The sequence below is a fragment of the Streptomyces abyssomicinicus genome (assembly GCF_008974245.1).
In the GTDB taxonomy this organism is placed as follows: domain Bacteria; phylum Actinomycetota; class Actinomycetes; order Streptomycetales; family Streptomycetaceae; genus Streptomyces; species Streptomyces abyssomicinicus.
This window is the reverse complement of sequence record NZ_BBZI01000018.1, coordinates 1-21,853: the sequence shown is the minus strand read 5'-3', so window position 1 is coordinate 21,853 and position 21,853 is coordinate 1. Positions and strand designations below refer to the sequence as shown.

Here is a 21,853-nt window from a genome sequence, read left to right as displayed (position 1 = left end):
GTGAACAGAGCCCGGGTCAGAGACTTCAGTCCCAAGGGTCGGCGAGTGAGCCGTCCGGTTCCAACCCGTACCGGCGCATCCGCTGGCCTTCTACGTCTCCTAGGAAGTCTGCCATTTTATGCCCGGCACGCCAGTAGCCCGAGTTGGCTAGCTGGACGATTACGGCACGTCCTGCTTTCCGGTCTGTCTTCGCAAGGCAATCGGCTAGGCCGGGCAGAAGGGTGCCTGCCTGTTCGGCATAGCGGTAAAGCTTAGTGGCGCCCTGGAGGTCTCCGGCCTGGTGACGCTGTCCAGCCAGCCAGTCGAGCACGCCGGCTTCATCCTCATCGAAGGCCCGGCATGCCAGCCGCTCAGCCCCGACGCCGTCCCCCCTCTCCTCCCGCCGACGCACAAGGCATAGAAGACCTTCGGCAGCATCGTCTCTGTAGTCATCATCGGCCAGCGCAGCGAGCGCGGCCTCCTCGGCCTCGTCTGGGCTCCCACCATCCTCCAGCCGCTTGGCCAGCCACACCAAGGCGAGCGGCACGTGCGCATCGGTAGCGCGCCGATAGTGCTGGTCTGCCTGTTCGTGGTTGCCGTCCTCCTCATGCATTCTGGCCAGATGGAAGAAGGCCACCATTTGGCCCGCACCAGCGGCTGCTCGGTACAGTCGCTCCGCTTCGCTCCGGTCCCCGACTGTGCCCTCGCATTCATGCGCGAGTGAGAGGAGCTCGAATCCTGATGCTCTTTTTCGGGCGTACTCGAAGAGCCGGTCCGCAGTGCTCACGTCTCCGCTTCGGCGTAGGCGAAGAGACGACCGTAGGAGCTCTCCCGCCGCGCCGGCATCGGCCGCGCGTTTGGCAAGGCGTACCGCTTCTGCCGTCTGGCCTCGTCCTTCACGCAGCCGGGTGAGGTGCTCCAGATAGCCAGGGTCTCCTGCGTCGGCTCCGTGCTGCGCTGCTGCTTCCGCGCCGTCGTAGTCCCCGCGCTCTTCCCGCCACTCGATCAGGTTCTCCAGGATGCCGCGGTCCCCTATAACGATGTCAGCCTGTGCCGCGGCGCGTTCAGCACCCTGGCTGTCTCCATCCTCTTCCAGCAGGGTCGCCAGGTTGGCGAGACCGTCAGCGTCGTCGTCTTGCGCTGCCCGTCGGTACCATTCCAACGCCTGCAGCCGGTTCCTGGCTTTCATGCAGATACGTCCCAGCAAAACCATGGCCTGGGAGTGACCGGCTTCGGCCGCTGGGCGGGCGAGTTCCTCTGCGGACGCATGGTCCCCGCTTTGATAGCGAACCCAGGCCAGATCGGCTAGGGCTTCGGGGTGCCCAGCTTGGACAGCTCTCAACCTAAAAGCGTCCGCTGGCTCGTGGGCGCCAGCCAGTCGATGATGACGTTCCAGCCATATAAGCGCGTCGGTGTTGCCACCCGCTGCGGCCTTTTCGGCCACCCGCCTAGCCTGCGCGTGCTGACCCGCCTCCATCCACATTGATGCTGCTCCGTGCCACGCGGTGGGACTTCCACGGCGATCAGCCAATTCGAACAGGCCGACAGCCACCCGGTATCGGAGGCGGTTCGCGGCCGCGTGAGCGAGTGCGATCAGCTCGTCAGGCCCTGCTAGGTAGTCGGCGGCGGCATCCCAGAAGGAGTTCGGCGGGCAGAAACGCTGACGTTCCTGCCGGCCATGCTGTTCGAGGTAGTCCGCGAGGCGGTAGACGCTATCGGCTGAGGCGGATGTGCCCGATCGGGAGCCAACCGGGATACCGGGGGAGCGGCGGGCGGCGCGGGGCCGTGCCCGCCGCAGTGGAGCTAGTTGGCCGTGGACGGGTTCGACGAGTTCGGCGAGCGCCTGCTCCTCCCAGTCAGGGGAGAGGGCGTCGTACTCATGGTCATTGAGGTAGTCCTCGGACGCGGCAGTGAGGAAGGCGAGAGGCAGGTGGAGGCCGGCACCGAGACGGCGGCCGTCCATCGCGGCGGCGAGGATCGCGTGTGCGGGCGGGCTGGCCGTGCGGTACCGGCGAAGGAGCTCAGGGGCTCCCGCGAGGTTCTGGGTGATCCGCCCGTCCGTGGCGCGTTCCAAGGCTGCGGACAGCGCGCCGTCCCCGCCGTCGGCGAGGACACGGGCGGCGTCCAGCGCCGACTGGTCGAACGATTCAGGGACAGTCAGTGTTCGGCCTGCCAGCAGCTGGCGGACCTGTGCGTGAGGGTCGGGACTGCCAGGGGTCGGCAGGGCTTTGTAACTGCGCTCGTAGTCAGACCACAAGGTGCCCAGGACCAGAACTGGCCCGCGGGAAGGGTCGGTCAGAAGTGCATGGAGCGAACCTGCGATGGCTTCGCCGTGGCGTGTATCGCCGAGATAATGCTGGGCCTCGTTCAGCCAGACCACCGTGCGTGGCCCCACATGCTGGATGTAGGCGAGCGCTGCCTCGGCCCTGGTGGGATCGAAGGGGTGCCACAGCCTCCAGGTCGAGGGAAGCTGCTGGACGGCTTCCCAGCAGGCTCGCGTCTTCCCGGTGGACGACGAGCCGACCAGGACCAGCATCTCGCTTCGCCCGTCCATGGCCGCCCTGACCACGTCCGTGAGTATGTGGTCATGGCCACGCGGTACGTACCCGGGCAGCACGGGATGCTGCCCGTTACGGACCGGTGCGTGGGTGGCCGCTTTGAAGACGAGGGGGGTGCTGGCGGGGTGCACTTCCAGGTCGTATGGATCCCACTCCCTGATCGGCCGCCCTACTGCCTGCCCGACGGCATTCGCCTCAAGGACACTGCTGGCTTGGTGGGAAGCCGATGCGATCCTCTGCAGTTTCAGGAGGTCACTCTGTGTGTCTTTGTCGATACGCAACGCCTTGGCCATGGCAGCGACGGTATGAGCGGTCAGCGGCTCGTCCGATGACTTCAGGGCCCTGTTGACCACAGTCCGGCTCAGTTGTGCCTTGCGGGCGAGCTCGGTCTGGTTGAGCCCCGACTTGGCCAACGCCTCAGCTAATCTCTTCTGGAGTTCGGCGCGCGCCTCGCTTCGTTCTGCGCTTGTGTACCCGCTCAACCTTCGCATCCCCCATCGCGCTGTTCACCGATGTCCATCATTGTTCACGCGAACCATGGCGAACACCTGGACCGGCAGATTCGGTTGCAGAGCAGTGCTGCAGATGCGCTGTCGCTGAGAAGGGAAACGACCGTGCCGTACCGGTTTGCTGTGCTGATTTTCGCTGCTGTGGTTGTCCTGGCTTTCGCCGTACTGGCCGCAGCCGGGGCTGGCTATCTGGCCCGCCGTGATGACGCTACCTATCCGGCCGCGATCAGCCGCGCCGCAGCCGCGTTCGCGGCGACGCTGACGGTGGCCGCAGCGCTCATCGCCGCAGCGATTGCGATCATTGGCTGGTGACCGCCTGCCCTGTCCCGCGCTTTAACGGTGATCCAGTCGGTGACGTAGGTGCAGTGCTAGCCGGTAGCCGGTAGCCAGGTGGTGGGATCTGGTCGCCCTTGGAGCGGTTGGAGGAGGCGGAGACGGCGATCGGGTGTCGGTTGTCTCCGAGCTCGTTGGCGAAGGCATGGGGCTCTGCGGCCGTCCGGGTGCTGGCGTCGGAGTCCCACGCCTCAGCCAGCGGGACGAGATGGTCAATGCCCAGTCCGCTGGGCCCTCGATGGTGCGGTTGTCGTTGGGCCTGAACCACTGTCCGCTGCAACGGGTCCTGACCTCAGCCCGTTATGTGGTTGCCCGGTCGAGCAGTTCCCCGACTCCCCGGACGTGCGGGTATGCAGCGAAGGCGGGCATCAGCTCCTGGACCAGGGTGGCGCACCGCGGGGCGCCGATGCGCTGGGCGACCGCGAGTGCTTCCAGGGCTGTCGCTGCCGCACGTTCGGGCTCTTTCAGGTCGAGGTAGCTCTGTGCCTCGTAGGTGAGGAAGATTCCTCGCGTTTTGTCGCGGCTGGCTGGCAGCATCTGCTGGCCCTCGCGGATGAGCTGGTGGGCGTGGCGGGTGTCGCCGAGGTCGAGTAGGGCTTGGCCCGAGTCGACGGCCAGGTCGGCGGGTGACATCCATGAGCACCATGCGGGTGCCGGGTCGGCGGACGGCGCGTTGAGGAGCTGCTCGGCAGCTGAGAGGGCCCGCAGTGTCGCCCCGCGTTCGCCCTGTGCTGCCATGGCCCGTGCGAGACGCAGGTTCAACAGCGAGCGGGCGGTGGGGTGGCGGGTTCCGGCGAGGGCCCGCTCGAGGATGCTGGCGGCGGTGCGGGGGTCGTGCCGCCAGGACGCCTGGTAGGCGAGGTCGCCGAGCAGGGCCGCGCCCATGTCGCGGTCGTCGCTGGTGTGGGCGCTGTGCAGCCCGGCGATCCAGTACTGGCTGGCCTCTGCGTGCAGGCCCAGGTCGAAGCGGTGCCAGCCCACCGTCTGGGACAGCCGGGCAGCCAGGGCGTGCAGACGTACCCTGACGGGCTGGGTGTACCGGCCGCCCTCGATCATGTTGGTGACCGTGGTGAGCAGGGCGTCGATCAGCGGGGCGGTGTGCTGACGCTGCTCGGTCGCCTGAGCGGTCAGGCTGGCGCCGGTCTGCTCCAGCAGCACGACCAGCTCCTCGCCGACCGCTGTGGTGCTGTTCTCCGGCTCGCCGACCGCGGCCCACGCGTCGGCGTCTGCCCACGCGTCGGCCAACGTGATCAGCGCGCTGCCCGAGACAGCGGTCAGGAAGGTGCGGCGGGAGCGGTTCATGGTTGTTCGCAGTGCCTCTCGCAGGGCGGTGACCGGGCTGGGCGGACCGAGCGGAACCACGTGGCCGCTGACGCCCGGCAGCCACTGCGGCCACCTTGGGGGATCAACCAGCTCGACAGGGATGTTCAGCGCCTCGGCGATGTACACCTGGGAAACCGTGTCCGGCGTCACGCCGTCGACTTCCTACTTCCGTACGCGCTGCTTGTCCGTGCCGGAGCGCAGGCTGCGCCGGCGGGCGGCCTCCTGGATCTTCTCCGCGAACGCGACGCGGGTCAGGCCCAGAGCCGTCCGTGCGATGTACAGCGGGTGAGGGGCGGGCTCGTCCACACACAGATCCAACCAGCCCGACTGGGGCGCGGGTGGGGGAGTTGCGGAACGGGACTCCCGCGGGACTTCCGCCAACTCCTGTCCCCGCGAGGCCAGTTGTTCGAGACTCGGTCACCCGTCGCCGCCTCGCGAGGCGTCACGACGGCGCACACCCTCACCCCTGGCGGCCGCCGATGTCCTGGCGTTGCCGCACATCCGTGACTGAAGGGAGCCCGTCCATGAAGCTGCTGGTCACCGGCGGAGCTGGGTTCATCGGCTCGCACTTCGTCAAACGCATACTTGCCGCCGCGGACGTCCAGCGCGTCACCGTTCTGGACGCCCTCACCTACGCGGGCGACCGGGCGAACCTCGGGGATGCGTTCCTCAGCCCCAAGCTCGAGTTCGTCCACGGCAACATCTGCGACCGCGAGTCGGTGGATGCGCTCGTCGCCCGCCACACCGCCGTCGTCCACTTCGCCGCCGAATCCCACGTCGACCGGTCGCTGAGCAGGGCCGGACAGTTCGTGAGCACGAACGTCATCGGCACCCAGACCCTCGCCGACGCGGCCATGCGCCACGGCATCGAGCGGTTCGTGCACGTCTCCACCGACGAGGTCTACGGGCCCCTGCCCGACGGCGCGGCCACCGAGGACTTCCCGCTGCGCCCGACCGTCCCCTACGCCGCCTCGAAGGCGGCCAGTGACCTGATCGCGCTCAGCTACTGGCAGACATATGGCTCACCGGTGTGTGTCACACGGTCCTCGAACAACTACGGCCCCCGCCAGCATCCCGAGAAGATCATCCCCCTGTTCGTCACCCGGCTGCTGCGCGGCCAAAAGGTCACCCTTCACGACCGCGGCCAGCACGTGCGGAACTGGCTGCATGTTGCCGACAACTGCGCCGGCATCGAGCTCGTGCTCCGCGACGGCGCGCCCGGCGAGGTCTACAACCTCGGCGGCGGCACCGACATGACCAGCAAGGAACTCACCGGCGAGCTGCTGAAACTCTGCGGCGCCGGCTGGGACCAGGTCACCTACGTTCCGGACCGGCTCTCCAACGACATCCGCTACGCCATGGACTGGAGCAAGATCGCCGCCCTCGGCTACCGGCCGGCCCGTGACTTCGTGGCCGGGCTGGAGGAGACCGTCGCCTGGTACCGCGCCAACCCCGACCGATGGGCACCCATGTCACGCCCCCTTCTCGCCGTGCCTGCCCCTCGCGGTGCCTCTCCGGAACTGGAGGGCCGGCATGTCCACTGACCTCGCCCGGTACCGGTTCCTGGTGACCGGTGTCGGAGCCACCCCCGGCCTCGGCCTGACCCGCAGCCTCCTCCGGCTCGGCCACCAGGTGGTCGCCGCCGACTGCGACCCGTTCGCCCCCGGCTTCTTCCTGCCAGGTGTCAACGCCCAGGTCATCCCCCACGCCGACGACCCCGCATACGGCCGCATCCTGCGCGGCCTGTGCCGGCAGCTGCGCGTGGACGCGATCGTGTCCGGCATCGAGAACGACCTGGTGCCGCTGCTCGCCCTGCGCTCAGCCCTCCACGCCGACGGGGTGCGCGTGTGGCTGCCCGACGCCGGCTCGGTGCACAACTGCGTCGACAAGGTCCGCTTCCACCAGGTGCTGGCCCGGCACGCCATCCCGACACCACGCACATGGCGGCCCGAAGAGATCGACCGGATCCCCCACGGCACCGAGCTGATCGTGAAGCCGGCCACGGGCCACGGCGCCCAGCACTTCCACCACGTCGACAAGCGCGAGCACCTGCCGCTGCTGTGCGACATCGTGCCGCGAGCCATCGTCCAGGAACGCCTGCACGGCACCGAGTTCACCGCGGACTGCCTGGTCGACCGGGACGGAAGGCCCTCCGCCGTCCTGCGCCGCCGGGAGCTGGTGAAGAACGGCCTCGCCGTCGTCTCCACCACCTTCGACGACGCCGCCGTCCGCGCCGAAGTCGTGAACACACTCAAGGCCGTCCACGCGACCGGGCTGTGCTGCGTCCAAGGGTTCATCGCCGACGACGCCCGCGTCACGATCACCGAGCTGAACGTCCGGGCCGCAGGCGGATTCGCTCTCAGCGAGGCCGCTGGCGCCGACCTCGTCGGCCAGATGGTGCGCGGCCTATTCGACCTCCCCGTCGACCACGACCGCCTCACCTACCAGCCCGGCATGTTCCTCGCCAACGCCATCAAGACCCTCCACGTCGGCCACGCCGACGAACTCGCCGTCCTCCACCTCACGACCGGAGCCCTGACATGACGACCACGGCAAGGCCCGACCACACCCGCAACGCCTCCCCCTACCTGTACGGCCAGGAGACCGCTGCGGTCGCCCAGGCGCTCCAGGGAGGCCAGTACGGGCACAGCCACGTCACGGAGGAGTTCGAGCACCGCATCGCTGAGTTCCTCGGCGTGCCCGACGCGGTGGCCGTGACCTCCGGCACCGCGGCCCTCCACACCGCGCTCCTCGCGGCCGACGTAGGCCCCGGCATGGAAGTGATCGTGCCGTCCATGACGTTCTGCGCGACCATCCAGGCAATCCTCGCCGTGGGCGCCACCGTGCGGTTCATCGACGTCGACCCCACCACCCTGTGCGTGACCGACCAGCTCGTCATGGACGCCGTCACCGACACCACGGCAGCCGTCATCCCCGTACTGTTCGGCGGCCGAGCGGTCGACCTCCTCGGCGCCCGGCAGGAGCTGAATCAACGAGGTATCGCCGTCATCGAGGACGCGGCGCACGCCTTCGGATCCCGCAGCGGCCAACACCTCGTCGGCACCACCGGCGCGCTGACCTGCTTCTCCTTCGGGCCGATCAAAAACCTCACCTGCGGCCAGGGCGGCATGGTCATCCCCCGAAGCCCCGAGGAAGCCGACACCGTCCGCCGGCTCCGCCTCTTGGGCGTCCAGGAGTCCCAGGGCGAACGCGCGAACATCACCACCTACCGGGTGGGCGGCTTCGGCCTGCGCTACCAGCTCTCCGCCATCAACGCCGCCATCGGCCTGGCCCAGCTCGACCACTTCGCGACCACCGCGGACACCCGCCGCCACCTCTGGCACGTCTACCGGGACGCCTTGGCCCCTCTGGACGGCGTAGTGCTGGTCGACGTCGACGTGGATCACGCCGTGCCGCACCTGTGTCAGATCCTCACGCCCCACCGGGACCAGGTGTTCGCCGAACTGCGGGCCCAGGGCATCGGAGTAGGCGTCCACTACCCGCCCAACCACCTGCAGCCCGCGTTCGCCGCATGGCACCGCCCCCTGCCGGCCACCGAACAGGTCGGCAGGGAAGTCCTCAGCCTTCCCTTCCACCAGCACCTCACCGAGAAGGACATCGACACCGTGGTGACCGCGCTGGGACAAGCCCTCAAGTCCGCCGGAGGATCATAGATGCCTCGCAAGCTGCTGACCGTGTGCCTCGGCAACCTCTGCCGCAGCCCGTTCGCCCAGGCCGCGCTCACCCACCGCGGCGGAGCGGACCTGACGGTCCGATCCGCCGGACTGATCGGCAAATGGCAGGACCAGCCCACCAACCCCTCCATGGTCAAGGCCGCCCGGCGCCTCGGGTTCGACCTCACCCAGCACCGCGGACAGCAGATCACGCTGGGCATGCTGGACTGGGCCGACGAGATCCTGGCCATGGACACCGCGGTCCTCGGCACGCTCCGCGTGCTGTGCGACGAGAAGAACGCGCACAAGCCCCGTCTCTACCTGCCCGACGAGGACGTCCCCGACCCGATGGGCCAGGACCAGGACGCCTTCAACGCGTGCGCCGTGCTCTGAGGCGGCCACGGCCCTCCACCTCGGCACCGGCCAACCGTAGACAAAGGTCATCCAGACGCGGCGGACAGGACCACGTCCACGAGCCTGTCCGCCGCGTCCGGCCGCCCGTGCGCCCGAGCCCGCTCCGCCATCACCTCCCGCAGCCCCACATCCGCCAGGAGCGGACCGAGCGCGTCCCGCACCTGGTCCGCCCGCACGTCACCTTCCAGCGCGACGGCGGCCCCGGCCTGCTGCAGATGGCGGGCGTTGTGCGCCTGCTCGTCGCCCGCCGACGACGCCAGCGGCACGAACACTGCCGGCTTGCCCAACGCCGTCAGCTCCGCCAACGTGCCCGCACCACTGCGCGCAACCACCACATCGGCCAGCGCAAGCACATCCGGCAACTCCGCCCCGACGAACCCCGCCAGGTAATACCGGCCCGCCAGCTCGGCAGGAAGACCCGCCGCCCGCACCCGCAGCCCTTCCTCGTTCGCAGGACCGCACTGATGCACCACGTTCGCCCGGGACAACAGCCACGGCAGCACATCGGCCACCAGATCGTTAATCTGCTGCGAACCCTGCGCACCACCCGTCACGTACACCGTCGGCAACCGCCCCTCGAAGCCCTCCAGCCCCAACGCCTCGACCGCCTTCGCCGCAACCCCGGACAAAACCTCCGGCCGCACCGGATTACCCGTCACCACAGCGACCCGCCGCGCCGCATCCGGCAGCAGGAGTAGCGTCGACTCCGACGACACGCAGATCCGCGCAGCCGCCGGCGCGAGCTTACGGTTCGCCAGCCCGAGCCGGACCGTCTGCTCGTGCAGCACCAGCGGGCGACGGCACATCCTCGCCGCCAGACCGGCCGGCACCGCGACATACCCACCCGTCGCCAGCACCACATCCGGCTGGAACCCTTCGATGGCCCGGCGCGCCTGAAGCACGCCGAGCGGCACCCGCGCCATGTCCCTGACGTTCGCCGGCGAGACGAGCTTGAGCGGATTCCTGGACCGGCGAATCTTGCCTGTCACCACACTGGTGAACGCGATGCCCTCGGCAGGCGCCACACACGCCTCCAAGCCGTACTCCGTCCCGATCCACAGCGTCTCCAGCCCACGCCCCTCACGCGCGAGCCGAGCCTGCAAAGTGCGAACCGCCGTGAGAGCGGGGTACGTGTGTCCACCGGTCCCGCCGCCCGTGACGACCAGACGGAAAGAGGCGCTGTTCATCGAAGACTGCTCCAAACCCAGGCGGAGACCAGACGAGCCGTCACAGTAGCGGCACACCAATCCGATCGGCGGCTATTGGCACCGGCCGGTGGCCTCAGCCGCGCGGCGACCGGCCTGCGAACGTGCCTCGACACGGACAGACCGACAGAGGGCGCCGGGACGGATGCGAGCCCCAGGGCTTGGCGGCCAAGACCCGGAACCGTTCCTGCGGGTATGGCAGGCACACCTGCCGAGTAAAGGAACAGCTGCCCGAGCCGAACTGGGAAGCCCTTCTCTTTCTCTCCCCCCAGGTGGCGCTGCCGCAGTCGCCCCGCGCATCTCCCTGCTTGCTGAGGATTTGCAGCGTCTCCCTGGAGGTGTTGATGCCCGCAGCGCCCCTGCCACGGATTCCGTGCGGGGATCCGTGCATGACCGCATCCACGGCCACCCGGCCCGCGTACCGTGAAGTGACGACCCGCCGGGAGGACAAGATGAGCGCGCAGCCCGACCACGCACCCGTCACGGCCTACGCCCCCGCACCCGGGGCGCCGGCCGAACTCCTCGCCCAGCTGCGCGCCGACCGGCGCGCGGACACCTGGGTGCCGGCCTTCGAGCGGGAGTGGGCGACTGCGCTCGAGGAATCGCGGCGCACGTTCTCCCTCGCCGGGCTCTACGAGGTGATCCAGAACTGGCAGGGCCGCATTGCGCATGCCCCGGCCGTCGACGCGTTCGTCGCCTCCGGCTACGACGACAGCGACGCCGTCGACCTGGCGGAGCTCCGCCGCCTTCGCGGATGAACCCGCCGTCGTACGCGGTCCGCGTCTCCGCACCGGCTGCCAAGGCCCTCGACTCCCTGCCTGAGCACGCGGTGGACACCGTGTGGGACATCCTCGCCGCGGCCGCCGCGGACCCGTGGGGCTTCCAGCAGTTCGACGCCGACGACGACGAAGGCGAGGACGTCCGCTACGCGGCCGTCGGCCAGCTCTCCGTCACCTACTGGATCAACCGGCCCCTGCACAGCCTGACAGTCCTGAACATCATCTGGCTCGGATAGCCACCTGCTACGACGGCCCGACCCCGGAATTGCGGCCGGCAGGGTCGGGCCATTCTTGACCGCGCGGATCGAGTTGCGATCGGCGGGCGCTGCCTGGGACCGGCTCCGAAACGTCGGTGACGCGGCGACACGTACGAGGCGAACACGACGTTGCCGTTCTGCGGGCAAGCCATCCAGATGCTCACGAGCGGCGCGGGTAAGTAAGGGCGGCATGTGGCCCTGACCGCTTGGTGGTACACGTCCGCGGCGGTCGTCCTGCATGTTGCCGTTCTGAAGGGACCGGATGGCCGCAGCCTGAGATTGCGGCCGCTGGACCCGTGCGGCTTCGCCGGCGTGGTTGCGACCCTCGGCCGCCCGGAGGACGACCGCCACGTCTGCGCGAGCGTCAGCCCGGCGTGATTGACGAGGTTGCGACCCTCGGCCGCCCCGGAGGGCGACCGCCACGTGTACGTCTCGGTCTTGAGCGTGCGAGTGCCGGTGACGTTGCGACCCTCGGCCGCCCCGGAGAGCGACCGCCACTCCTGGATGGTGTCCAGGGTGCGCAGGGTGAGGATGTCGTTGCGACCCTCGGCCGCCCCAGAGGGCGACCGCCACGACACACCGCTCCCCCGGCTTGCGGAAGGTTTACGGGTTGCGACCCTCGGTCGCCCCGGAGGGCGGCCGCCACCAGAGCGGACTCCAGGCGGTCGGCCGCAGTGCGGTGTTGCGACCCTCGGCCGCCCTGGAGGGCGACCGCCACAGGAGCCGTCATTGCCACCGGTCCCCTGCATGACCATGTTGCGACTCTCGGTCGCCCCGGAGGGCGACCGCCACGTCCGTGCAGGGGGTGTCGTCGTATGGACCGAAACCGCCGTTGCGACCCTCGGCTGCCCCGGAGGGCGACCGCCACCCGCGATGATGCCCGCCACCGTGCGGCACAGGGTCCGGTTGCGACCCTTGGTCGCCCCGGAGGGCGACCGCCACCTGCATTCAGCGGGCAGGATACGACGTACAACCTGCCGTTGCGATCCTCGGCCGCCCGGAGGGCGACCGCCACGCGTTGAAGAGGACGGTGGCCACGGTCAACGTCCAGGCGTTGCGAACCTCGGCCGCCCCGGAGGACGACCGCCACCCGTCCGGGGTGGAGCGCTCGGCGAGCGGCGTCACGGTGTTGCGATCCTCGGCCGCCCCGGAGGGCGGCCGCCACCTCCACCGACCGGGAGATCGTGGCGACGTACCCGTACCGGTTGCGACTCTCGGCCGCCCTGGAGGGCGGCCGCCACCCAGCCGCGGGCTGATGTAGACGATCGGCGCCACGTAGTCGGGATCCGCGGTCGCCACGAAGGGCGGCCGCCAGGACGCCTGCCTTGTCCTGGAGGGCGACCGTCACGACCAGGTTCCGCTGGGCGTAGTCCTTGTGCTAGTTGTGACCCTCGGCCCACCGGAGGGCGACCGCCACTGGCCACCTCGGGCGGGTGGTGGGCTGCCCACTGGTCGTTACGACCCTCGGCCGCCTTGGAGTACGACCGCCACACCTCGACGACGGATTGACCGACGGCAAGTACAAGTTGCGACCCTCGGCCGCCCCGGAGGACGACCGCCACGCTCCGCCGTGTCCTGGCGCCGCGGCTCGGACTGCAGGTTGCGGCCCTTGGCCGCCCCAGAGGGGCGACCGCCACCTCCACCGCCTGAACCATGCGAGTAGGCCGGTTGGTCCAGTTGCGACCCTCGGCCGCCCCGGAGGGCGACCGCCACATGCGGGACGGGTCAGCGTGTCCCCTATCGGACCCACGCGTTGCGATCCTCGGCCGCCCCGGAGGGCGACCGCCACTCGGTGGTGGTGCCGAGGTGCTCGGCGAGGGGCACGTTGCGATCCTCGGCCGCCCCGGAGGGCGACCGCCAATGGCCGAGCTGGGCAGCCTTGTCGCCGGCGTGGTCCAAGTTGCGACCCTCGGCCGCCCCGGAGGGCGACCGCCACATGCCACATCGTCGCCGTGGGCGGGAGGTAGACGCCGCCGTTGCGATCCTCGGTCGCCCCGGAGGGCGACCGCCACAAGGTCTGGGTCACCGGACTGCTCGGGCGGGTTGATGTTGCGACCCTCGGCCCGCCCCGGAGGGCGGCCGCCACAAGGAGGATACGGCGGCACGGACGGCCCTGATGGCGTTGCGACCCTCGGTCGCCCCGGAGGGCGACCGCCACGCCCCCGTATGACGACAAGCTAGCCGCGTCGCTTACGTGGTTGCGACCCTCGGTCGCCCCGGAAGGCGACCGCCACTGTGGCCGTAGACCTTCGGAGTCAGCCACTCTGCATCGTTGCGACCCTCGGCCGCCTTGGAGGGCGACCGTCACCCTGACTGAGCAGGGGAGACGTAGTGCTCCAGGGCGGAGAGGGAGACCTGGGTGAGCTCTCCCTCTCCGCCCCTTGTGGTGCGACGGTCATCCGATCAGGGTGGTCAGGGCGACGCCCTCGGGCAGGTCGGTGTCGTGGACCTCGATCTGGTAGTCGCTGAAGGAGCGGGCGGTGGCGTCGCCGGGGCCCTTGACGGTCACGCGGTCCAGGAGCTGGCGGGCGGGGGCGCGGCCGAACCTGTCGTCGTGGGTGAAGACGTACAGCCCGCGGAGGTTGAGTTCGCCGCGGGCGGCGGCGCGGTCGTGGTCGAACATGAGGGTGAAGGCGCGCCAGAACATGGCGAGGTCGTCCTCGGTGACGCCGGTGCGGCCTGCGAGCGGGGCGCTGAAGTGTCCCTCTCCGCGGTAGACGCCGTAGGGGACGATGTGCTTGGACCCCATCTCGGTGTCCTTCTTGACGAGGTCCTCGCTCTTGGTGGGGGTGACGCGGGTGATGCCGAACTCGAGCGGGGTGATCGGGTCGACGGAGCGGGAGAAGGTGAGCTGGACGGGTCCGCGGACGCGGCCGGCCTGGCGGTTCTTCTGCCCGGTGGTCATCACGGCGCCGAACATGCGGACGTCGAAGAAGGTCTTGCACATCCACGCCTGGGCGTCGAGCTGGCCGGCGTCGGAGCCTGCGGCGTCGGCGGCGTAGGCGCGCTCGTGCTGGCTGTTGAGGGAGACGCCGGCCTCGACGTAGATGTCGTAGCCGGGCTTCTTCTCCTCCTCGTTGAGCAGGGAGACGGTGTTGCGGATCTTCCGCTTGAGGGCGACGTCGGTGATCAGTCCTTGGCCGGAGACGGGGTCCGTGCGGGGCATGCCACCGGCGTCGGGGTCGCCGTTGGGGTTGCTGTCACGGGCCTCCAGGAGGAAGACGAAGTCCATCTTGCGGTTCGGGTCGAGGTGCGGGCTGGTCATGATCTGTTTCCCCTTCGGTCAGAGCGCTGGGATTGCCTGGCCGCCGCTCCGTGGGTGCGGGGCGGCCGGGCGAGGAGTGAGTCGAAGAGTGGTGCGACGGATGAGCTGGAGACGCCGGATGCCGTGCGGGCCGGTGTCGGCTAGCTGGCGGCTTCCGGCGTGGAAGCAGCCTCGTCCGTCTCGGTTTCGGCGCGGGCGCCGGTGCTGTCGGCGTCGGCCTTGGCCTTCTTGTGTGCGGCCCGGGCGGCGAAGTCCGCCGCCCGCTGCTGCTCGTAGCCGAGGACGAACCGCGCCTGCTGCATCGTGGTGAGCAGGAGGGGGATGCCCTCGTTGGCGTCGAAGGCGGCGAACGTCTCCGACAGCCGTCTGCTGAGCGCCGTATAGGCGCCCGGCCTGTCGCGGCGCAGCCGCTTGAGGTGGGCGTTGGCACCCAGGCGAAGCGTCTTGAGGACGGCCGCCGGGGCGGTCATCGCGGTGCCGAAGAACTTGTCGCCGATGGTGGCCTTCACCTCCGGGAGCGCCGCGTACTGGATGGCTTCCAGGACGGCGAAGACGCGGCCACACAGGTAGCCGGGGTCGCGCTGCGCGGTGTCGAGGCGGTCGGCGGGGGAGGTCACCTGGTGGTCCTTCCGGTTCGGGTGGAGCGCGAGACGCAGCAGGGCGGTGCGCGGGTGGTCGATACGGCGGTCCGCGCGGATGCGCTGCAGCAGGTGGGGCAGGAGCCGGGCGGGGACGGGGCCGCGGGCCAGGGCGGCGTGGAGAAGTTCCTGTTCCAGCCCTTTGGGCGCGCTGCCGGAGACGTATTTGTTGGCCTTGGCGTCCCAGCGGCCGGCGGCCAGGGCCAGCCGCCACAGCGGCAGGTACACGTGCCGCTCGTTCCAGCCGTCGTGGACGCGGTGGTGCTCGAACCAGGCGCCGAGGTGGTTGCGGAGCCGCCCGACGGGGATGTCCAGCCAGTCCAGGACGACGGCCCGGGCATTGTTGAGGCCGAGGGTCAGTGCGTAGTAGGCGCTGGGGTCGACCCGCTCGGCGGAGACCGGGTCGGGATGCTTGTGGAGCGAGTTCAGGAGGCCGGCCACCGCGGCGTCGGTGGCGGTGTCCAGGAGCTCGAAGAGGTCGTCGACCTTCTTCTGTGTCCACCACACGGTGACCGAGTCGGCGGCGGGCCGGCGGTTCGTGCCACTGGCGAGGAGCAGGTTGAGGGCGGCCATGGCCCGGCCGCCGCACGGCTCGCACACGGGAGTGTTGACCAGTTGGATAGCCCCGCCCCGCCCCTGCGCGGCGGCGTTGATGCTGACGAGCTGGGCGTCGCGGCCCCGGCCGCCGGAGGGGATCGCCCCCGACTTGATGCTCTCCGGGATCGTGCTGAGCAGTTCCCCGTCCTTGCCGCAGACCAGGCACAGACCGGTGACCGCCTCGCCGGCCTTGCCGGACTTGCGGGAGCGCACGACACCGGCCCACATCTCCTCCGCGCTGCGCAGCCGGTGCAGCCAGGTGGGGCCGATCATCAGCGCGATGTTGTCGGCCGCCGTCATCTCCTCCGGCGCGGTGAGCGACTGCAGGACACCCGTGGTCACGAACGTCCGCACCGCCTCGGCGTGGGGATCGTCCGGCACCGCGTTCGCCCACTCCAGCAGCAGAGCCGCGTACGCCTCACGCCTGCGCCGCGCGTCCTCGACCGCCCGTTCGGTGACGGGCGTGCCCGGAGTCTGCTTCGGCAGGGCCAGAACGTACTGGGCCGTGTCCACCATCAGGTACGGCGGCGGCATGGTGCCGGAGCGGTAGACGTAGGGAGCGGTCGTCTCCTGAGCCTTCTCGCCCTTCGCCGGACGCCGGTCCACGAACGTCGCGGAGGTTCCGTCCTGCGAGATCCGCAGGATCCACTGGATCCGCTTGGGCCGGTAGTACGGAGGCGGCAACTCGTCGTCCGCCTCGGCACGCGTGGCGTACTCGGTCAGGCGGTGCAGCAGCATGCCGGCCTCACCGCCCCGCACGCGGACCGTCGGCCCGCCATCCCGACGAGGCGGGCATCGCGACCGCGTCAGCGCCGAGCGGAGCGAGCGGCACCGTCATCACGCCCTGCAGCAGCCGGGCGTGGAACCAGCGGTACTGCTCCCCGCCGGAGTCGGGATAGGAGATCGAGTGCAGCATGACACCGAGGTCCTCGTCCCGCCCGATCGGCTGGGCGTCCGTCTGCGGACCGAAGGCGGCGCTGAACTCTCGGCAGCCGAGATACGGCTCCGAGAAGCAGGCCCCCTTGTCGACCCTTCGACGGAGCTGGTCCCGGTACTTCTGCTCCGGCACGTCCATGGCGTGCGGCGCCCGCAGGATCTGCGCACGGATCCGGTAGTGCACGTCCCGCAGCAGCATGCTGTTGCGCTGGTCGCGGTCCCTCTCCACGTCGTAGCGGCGCGTGGGGTCCTTCCGCAGCGCGGCGACCTCCGTGGCACTGACCACGGACTTGACCTCGTTACGGCGGACCTGCGTCCACTCGATCGGCTTCAACACCTCGATCGCCGTGATGACGTACGCCATCTCCGGCTTCCAGAAGATCGCCTCCAGCACCCCCACCGCAGCCGACGGGGTCATCACCGGATACGAGACCCGCTCCACCTTCAACTCCGGACGGGTGAAGCAGGCCAGCGGCCCGGACACCTCCACCACCAGATCCGGAAACATCCATCCCCCATTGCCCCGGCGGTCGACCGAGACAGGGACCGTTTCAACGGCCATGTGCAACCCCCAAGTTGCTCACCACGCCTTCGCCTCTTCGAGAAGGTCGTGATGACTGCGCACCATATGCACCCCCACTGACAACGACCGCTGACCAGCGGCTTGTTCTTGCCGACCTTTGCAGGGCTGTGCCGGTCCTGCGGCACCGGCACAGCCCTGACCGGGTCAGACCATGCCGTAGGCGTCGGGACTCTCCGGCTCGTCCGGGTCCAGGCCACGTCGTTCGTGGTAGGCACCGTGCCAGAGCAGAAGGTCACCAGTGACCAGCTCAGCCAGCCCTGAGCGCAGAGCTTCCTCGGCCTCCCGCTTCGGCAACGACGCCGTGTGAGGCTGGAGGCTCCGCAAGACCTCGGGCCCACATGACCGGAAACGATCCGTCAATTGTGCGACAGCCGCTTCGATGTGCTCTCGGTCGTCCTCCCGGCGGATGACCACAACGGGCACGATGTGCTCGTTGTCGATCATCTGAAAGTCCCGGTCGACCTGGGGGAAGTCGAGAGCACGCCTCAGCTTCTGGATCTCGGCCCCCAGACCGGACTCGGGATCTCCCCCCTGCTGGTAGGCGTAACGCTCCCGGTAGTAGGAATCCAGGGCCTCCAGGTCGTCCGGCTTGGCCAGCCGCGGTCCGAAGTACATCTCTCCCGCGTCCAGCGCGGCCTGGTACTCCTTGCTGCGCGGGCGTCCACCGTCGACGGGGTCGAAGACGACCACCGTGCCGCCGTCCTCCAGATGTCCGTCCCGGTTGCAGCGGCCGGCGGCTTGCTGCAGTGATTCCGGCGGCGCCCACGACCGGTAGACCCGGGGGAAGTCGACGTCGACGCCCGCCTCGATGAGGCTGGTCGACACCACCTGCACCGGCGAGCCTTGCCGCAGCAACTCGCGGATCTCGGCGATGACCTCCCGGCGGTGAGCCGCCGTCATTCGCGTCGAGAGATGGAGCACCGGCCCCTCGGCGGAGGCCGCCTCCAGATGCCGGTGGAACCGGGCCGCATCCCGCGTCGTCCCGACCACCGTCAACACCTGCGCATGCCCCGCGGCCTCGCGGGCGATGCTCTCCAGGATGACGTCGTCCCCGGTACGCCAGTCGTATTCCACGCGCCGCAGCGCTTCAAACAGGGCCGTCGGGTCGTCGACGATCGCCTTGCGCTCCAGCCCCTTCCAGGGTGAGAGCTGCCAGAACGACGGCTGAGTCGCCGAGACCAGAAGCACCGTCGCCCCGAAGTGGTCCACCAGCCCCCGCAGCCCGCTCAGGATCGGCGCGAGGAGCCGGTCCGGCAGAGCCTGCACCTCGTCGAGCACGAGCACGGAGCCGGCCAGATTGTGCAGACGGCGCACCTGCGACGGACGGTGAGAGAACAGCGACTCGAACAACCGGACCGTCGTGGTCACGACGAACGGCGCATCCCAGTTCTCCGCCGCCAGCCGCGCCGTCCGCGCACGCTCCCGCAGCTCATCCCGCTGTTCCTCGGTCAGCGTGCCGTCATCGACCCCGACCCCCGCCTCCTCGGGACCCAGATCCACGGCACTGTGATGCTCCAGAACCACCACCGGCTCCCCGCTGTCCGGCTCGGGATCCAGCAGATCCCGGTAGACAGCCGCATTCTGCTCTGTGATCGAGATGAACGGCACTGCCAGCACCACCCGACGCTTGCCGTGCTCCGCCGCATGCCGCAACGCGAAGCCACCCGCGGCCAGCGTCTTCGCCCCGCCGGTCGGAACATGCAGGACGTAGACACCCGGCTCACCCGACGCCGCAGCGCACGCCTGCTCGTACACCGACTGACGCAGGGAATCCACCCGCGGCGAGGGCTCCCGCCCTGCAAGATGCAGCTGCCGGCGCGACTCGTACCGCTCCACCAGCCCGGCCATGTCCACCGGCTCCTGCACCAGTGCCTTCGTACCGGCGAAGTGGGCGGACGTGTCCAGGAAGTCCGCGTCCACCACGCACGAGAAGAGCATGCGCACCAGAAGCTCAAGCCCGAGCTGCCCCTCGCGCTTAGGCAGATCACGGAGCCAGCCCGGCGGAGCAATGCGCGCCGAGCGGCGGATCTCCGGCACGACCCGCTCGACGGCCCCGATCGCTTCCTCAACCCGCGCGGCCTCGGGACCGCCTGGCCGGGCCCTCAACAGCTCCCTGCGCAGCCGCTCCATGTCGGGAAGCCCGCCGTGGTGCCCGAACACCACCGCCGCGCAGGCCAGAAACGTGTGTTGTTCCGCCAGCACCGTGCCGGCGTGCTTGTGCGGAATCCCCACCCTCCCGCCCGAGGCCTCGACGGCCCTGAGCTTTTCCTGCCAGGCGCACGGTCCCTTGCCGACGTCGTGCACCAGGGCCAGGTACTCCGCCAGCTCCCCGGCCCCGAACACCTCCCCGAAGCGCCCCGCCAGCGCCGCTGAACCACGCAGATGGTCCTCCAGGGTGTGCCGCACCTTCGTGACATCGCTCAGACTGTGTGCGTACAGCAGCGCATCGTCTGCCATCGTTCCCCCTCACCAATGCACGGCACAGGTCGGGACCGCGCGCTCAGTACGGACCGTAGAGGGAGGGGCCGACACCTGCCTGGACAAGGTGTGACAGCTAAGCTCACCTCGGCTCACGGAGCCACCGGGTTACTTCGGAACCTCAAGCACACACGCGACACGCGGGTCGCACCGAAGTCGAATGTTCGGAATCACTCGATGTGTCACCCGTGACGCCTTGTCGTTAGGCTGCGGGATACGCCTTTCGCGCTGCTCAGGCAGCGTGGCGGTCGCCCTCCGGGGCGACCGAGGGTCGCAACCAGATCGGCACAGGCACCCCGGACAGCACCTACGTCCTGTGGCGGTCGCCCTTCGGGGCGGCCGAGGGTCGCAACGCCGGTCCCACGCGGACGGTCGTCGAGTAGCCCATGGTGGCGGTCGCCCTCCGGGGCGGCTGAGGGTCGCAACCTTAGACGCGAGGGATCCGTCATCACTGCCCGAACCATGGCGGTCGCCCTTCGGGGCGACCGAGGGCCGCAACCCTGCCGGTGCTGCGGCTCAACGTCAACGACGGCGCCCGCGGCTGCCAGGGTCCTCTCGTAGATCACCGTTCGTGATCTGCATAACGGGACCGGTCGAGGCGCCCCCACGCAAAGTCATGACGACGCCATTCCTTACTCAGGAACGCCGCGAAGTGGTAACAGCGCAGCCCGTACAACTTCCTGGCGCCCAGATCCACCGACCAGTCCTCATTGAAAAGCGGCCCCATGTGATCCGGACCCGAGCCGCAAGAACCGGACCTCGGGGGTGAGCTTTTCCATGGCACGCGCGGGTGGGGCGAAGCTCTGCGTGAGGACTTCCACCACCAGCATGGCGGCAACGACGTCTTCCGCCGTCTCCCAGTGCCCCAGAGGTGTGAGTTTGCTCCCGCGGGCCGCTGACATGAAGCAGTGCGCGGCGGCACCTACCACGCGGCCGACCTTTGAGGGCACTGAGAGGACGACGACCTCGACCGGCCGGAAAGCTGACCGTCATCGCCCGGGGCACCACCACCGCGCTGCGCGGCGTCCGGCCGTGGCCCTTCCCCGCCTCCGAGGACGCCATCACCGCGTGCCTGGCCCCAGACCCCGCCGACCGCCCCACCCCGAAGGAGCTGACCGTCGCATGGTGAGCCCTCTCTCCCTTCCCCTCAGACCTCGACGAAGGGGAAGAAGTCCGATCCAGCGGCCAAGGTGCGCGCCGATGCGCTGCGGATGCTGGGCTGCGTGCGGATGGCGACGGTACGGCAGATGGCCCAGGTGATCACGGGAGAGGACGCCGACGGCCGGTCCTACGTGCGCAGAGCGATGAACAAGCTGGCGGAGCTCGGGCTGGTAGAGACGAACGGCAAGGGCGGCAGGCACCCGATCTGGAACCTGACCCCGGCCGGCCAAAAGGCCTTGGCCGACGGCAACGAACTGCCGCTCCGCCCGAAGGCCGGCACCGGCGTCAAAGCCGTGCAGGCATGGTTCGGCCCGCACAGCATCGCGGTCACCGACACATGATCCTCGCCTACGGCGGCCGCACTCACCTGACCGACTGGCAGGTGGGAGTCCACCACGCCATCAAGGAGACCGGCCTCAGCTTCAACACCGACGCCGTCCTCGCCCTCCCGACGAAGACCAGCGAGGTGCGCCTCTTCGAACTCGACAACGGCACCATGTCCCAGGCCCGCCTCGCACGTGAGGTCTGGGACTACGAGCGTTACGCCGGACATCGCGTCTGGGAAGGCTCTCGCGGCACGATCGGCACCACGCTCCCGTTCTGGCAGCGCCACCGCTACACCCGCTCGAAGACCTTCCCGCGGCTCCACGCCGTCCTGGCGGGCAAGGCGGAACACCTGCTCGACAACCGCCTCCAGGCGCTCGCCGACGATGTCCAAGGGATCACCGTCGCGGTGTGAGTGAACACCCGGCCCGGCTCCAGCGCGGCGAGCCCTGGTACGAGATCGGTGTCGACGACCCGGTCCGGCGCCGCCGGCGCTACCCCGAACCGCCTGGCCGCTGAGGTAGATCTGCCAGAGACGGCAACGCTTCCCCATGCGCCAGATGGCGCCCTCGGGGACCACCCTGAGTGGCCAGGCCAGGGTGGCTTGCTTCGCCAGTGCGGCGAGCTAACGGCTTGCAGGAGCATCACGGTTAGCAGTGGATCTCGCGCTTCAGCGCTCAGTACGTCTCGAAGTCGGGTTCCCAGTCGGGGTCGGGTTCTTCGTCGGCGTTGAGCACTTGGGCTTTGATTCCAGCAAGGTCCAGTTCCCCCTGCGTGAGTGTGAGCCCGCACAGGCGGCATCCGAAGTGCCGAGGGAGGAACCAAATATCCAAGTAGTCA

At 69.4% G+C, this 21,853-nt stretch carries 17 protein-coding genes and 1 pseudogene; 9 read left to right on the top strand and 9 right to left on the bottom strand.

Annotated elements, in window-relative coordinates:
* Window positions 1-25: 25 nt before the first annotated feature.
* On the bottom strand, window positions 26-2,950 hold the full coding sequence (locus GBN72_RS33180) for a transcriptional regulator (protein WP_218042111.1): 2,925 nt from the start codon (window positions 2,948-2,950) through the stop codon (window positions 26-28).
* A 99-nt stretch (window positions 2,951-3,049) separates the two neighbouring features.
* Here GBN72_RS33180 and GBN72_RS33175 point away from each other — a divergent pair, with 99 nt between their 5' ends.
* Window positions 3,050-3,358 carry a hypothetical protein gene (locus GBN72_RS33175; RefSeq protein ID WP_369695913.1) on the top strand — a complete coding sequence of 103 codons (309 nt, stop codon included), beginning with the start codon at window positions 3,050-3,052 and terminating at the stop codon, window positions 3,356-3,358.
* Window positions 3,359-3,679: 321 nt separating this feature from the next.
* On the opposite strand, the gene GBN72_RS33165 is transcribed toward GBN72_RS33175, so the two are convergent.
* Both GBN72_RS33165 and GBN72_RS35755 read right to left on the bottom strand, forming a co-directional pair.
* Window positions 3,680-4,852: an NsdA family TPR-like regulatory protein gene (locus GBN72_RS33165; protein ID WP_246213052.1), complete on the bottom strand. Its 1,173-nt coding sequence runs from the start codon at window positions 4,850-4,852 to the stop codon at window positions 3,680-3,682.
* 12 nt (window positions 4,853-4,864) lie between these two features.
* Window positions 4,865-5,008, bottom strand: a complete 144-nt coding sequence (locus GBN72_RS35755; RefSeq protein WP_246213051.1) for a hypothetical protein — start codon at window positions 5,006-5,008, stop codon at window positions 4,865-4,867.
* Between the two features lie 218 nt (window positions 5,009-5,226).
* On the opposite strand from GBN72_RS35755, the gene rfbB reads away from it, so the two are divergent.
* Genes rfbB through GBN72_RS33145 form a run of 4 tightly spaced genes read left to right on the top strand, consistent with a single transcriptional unit; the run spans window position 5,227 to window position 8,769 of the window.
* Window positions 5,227-6,246 carry a dTDP-glucose 4,6-dehydratase gene (gene rfbB / locus GBN72_RS33160; protein ID WP_151775701.1) on the top strand — a complete coding sequence of 340 codons (1,020 nt, stop codon included), beginning with the start codon at window positions 5,227-5,229 and terminating at the stop codon, window positions 6,244-6,246.
* On the top strand, window positions 6,236-7,246 hold the full coding sequence (locus GBN72_RS33155; protein WP_151775700.1) for an ATP-grasp domain-containing protein: 1,011 nt from the start codon (window positions 6,236-6,238) through the stop codon (window positions 7,244-7,246). Before rfbB ends, GBN72_RS33155 begins: the two co-directional genes overlap by 11 nt.
* Window positions 7,243-8,376 carry a DegT/DnrJ/EryC1/StrS family aminotransferase gene (locus GBN72_RS33150; RefSeq protein WP_151775699.1) on the top strand — a complete coding sequence of 378 codons (1,134 nt, stop codon included), beginning with the start codon at window positions 7,243-7,245 and terminating at the stop codon, window positions 8,374-8,376. Before GBN72_RS33155 ends, GBN72_RS33150 begins: the two co-directional genes overlap by 4 nt.
* The gene (locus GBN72_RS33145; protein WP_151775698.1) at window positions 8,377-8,769 is read left to right on the top strand and encodes an arsenate reductase/protein-tyrosine-phosphatase family protein; all 393 of its coding nucleotides are present in this window, start codon (window positions 8,377-8,379) and stop codon (window positions 8,767-8,769) included.
* 47 nt (window positions 8,770-8,816) lie between these two features.
* On the opposite strand, the gene GBN72_RS33140 is transcribed toward GBN72_RS33145, so the two are convergent.
* Window positions 8,817-9,977 carry a UDP-N-acetylglucosamine--N-acetylmuramyl-(pentapeptide) pyrophosphoryl-undecaprenol N-acetylglucosamine transferase gene (locus tag GBN72_RS33140; protein ID WP_151775697.1) on the bottom strand — a complete coding sequence of 387 codons (1,161 nt, stop codon included), beginning with the start codon at window positions 9,975-9,977 and terminating at the stop codon, window positions 8,817-8,819.
* 470 nt (window positions 9,978-10,447) lie between these two features.
* Between GBN72_RS33140 and GBN72_RS33135 the strand changes: the two genes are divergently transcribed.
* Both GBN72_RS33135 and GBN72_RS33130 read left to right on the top strand, forming a co-directional pair.
* Window positions 10,448-10,753, top strand: a complete 306-nt coding sequence (locus tag GBN72_RS33135; protein WP_151775721.1) for a DUF6247 family protein — start codon at window positions 10,448-10,450, stop codon at window positions 10,751-10,753.
* A complete protein-coding gene (locus GBN72_RS33130; protein ID WP_151775696.1) occupies window positions 10,750-11,010 on the top strand; it encodes a hypothetical protein in 261 nt (86 codons plus the stop codon). Before GBN72_RS33135 ends, GBN72_RS33130 begins: the two co-directional genes overlap by 4 nt.
* Window positions 11,011-13,426: 2,416 nt before the next feature.
* Here the strand turns inward: GBN72_RS33130 and cas7c are convergent.
* From cas7c to GBN72_RS36140, 5 genes are all read right to left on the bottom strand, one after another.
* Window positions 13,427-14,296 (bottom strand): type I-C CRISPR-associated protein Cas7/Csd2, encoded by an 870-nt coding sequence (cas7c, locus tag GBN72_RS33125; RefSeq protein ID WP_174887249.1) that lies wholly within the window; start codon window positions 14,294-14,296, stop codon window positions 13,427-13,429.
* Window positions 14,297-14,436: 140 nt separating this feature from the next.
* Entirely contained in the window at window positions 14,437-16,269 is a 1,833-nt protein-coding gene (gene cas8c, locus GBN72_RS33120; RefSeq protein ID WP_151775694.1) for a type I-C CRISPR-associated protein Cas8c/Csd1, read from the bottom strand.
* A gap of 7 nt (window positions 16,270-16,276) precedes the next feature.
* Complete coding sequence (gene cas5c, locus GBN72_RS33115) at window positions 16,277-16,975, bottom strand: type I-C CRISPR-associated protein Cas5c (protein WP_174887248.1); 699 nt, start codon at window positions 16,973-16,975, stop codon at window positions 16,277-16,279.
* A gap of 219 nt (window positions 16,976-17,194) precedes the next feature.
* Complete coding sequence (locus GBN72_RS33110) at window positions 17,195-19,507, bottom strand: CRISPR-associated endonuclease Cas3'' (RefSeq protein WP_151775693.1); 2,313 nt, start codon at window positions 19,505-19,507, stop codon at window positions 17,195-17,197.
* A 583-nt stretch (window positions 19,508-20,090) separates the two neighbouring features.
* Entirely contained in the window at window positions 20,091-20,255 is a 165-nt protein-coding gene (locus GBN72_RS36140; protein ID WP_151775692.1) for a DUF3376 domain-containing protein, read from the bottom strand.
* A gap of 213 nt (window positions 20,256-20,468) precedes the next feature.
* On the opposite strand from GBN72_RS36140, the gene GBN72_RS34915 reads away from it, so the two are divergent.
* Complete coding sequence (locus tag GBN72_RS34915; protein ID WP_151775691.1) at window positions 20,469-20,657, top strand: protein kinase family protein; 189 nt, start codon at window positions 20,469-20,471, stop codon at window positions 20,655-20,657.
* Window positions 20,658-20,739: 82 nt separating this feature from the next.
* A pseudogene (locus GBN72_RS33095) lies at window positions 20,740-21,428 on the top strand (replication-relaxation family protein).
* Window positions 21,429-21,853: the final 425 nt, after the last annotated feature.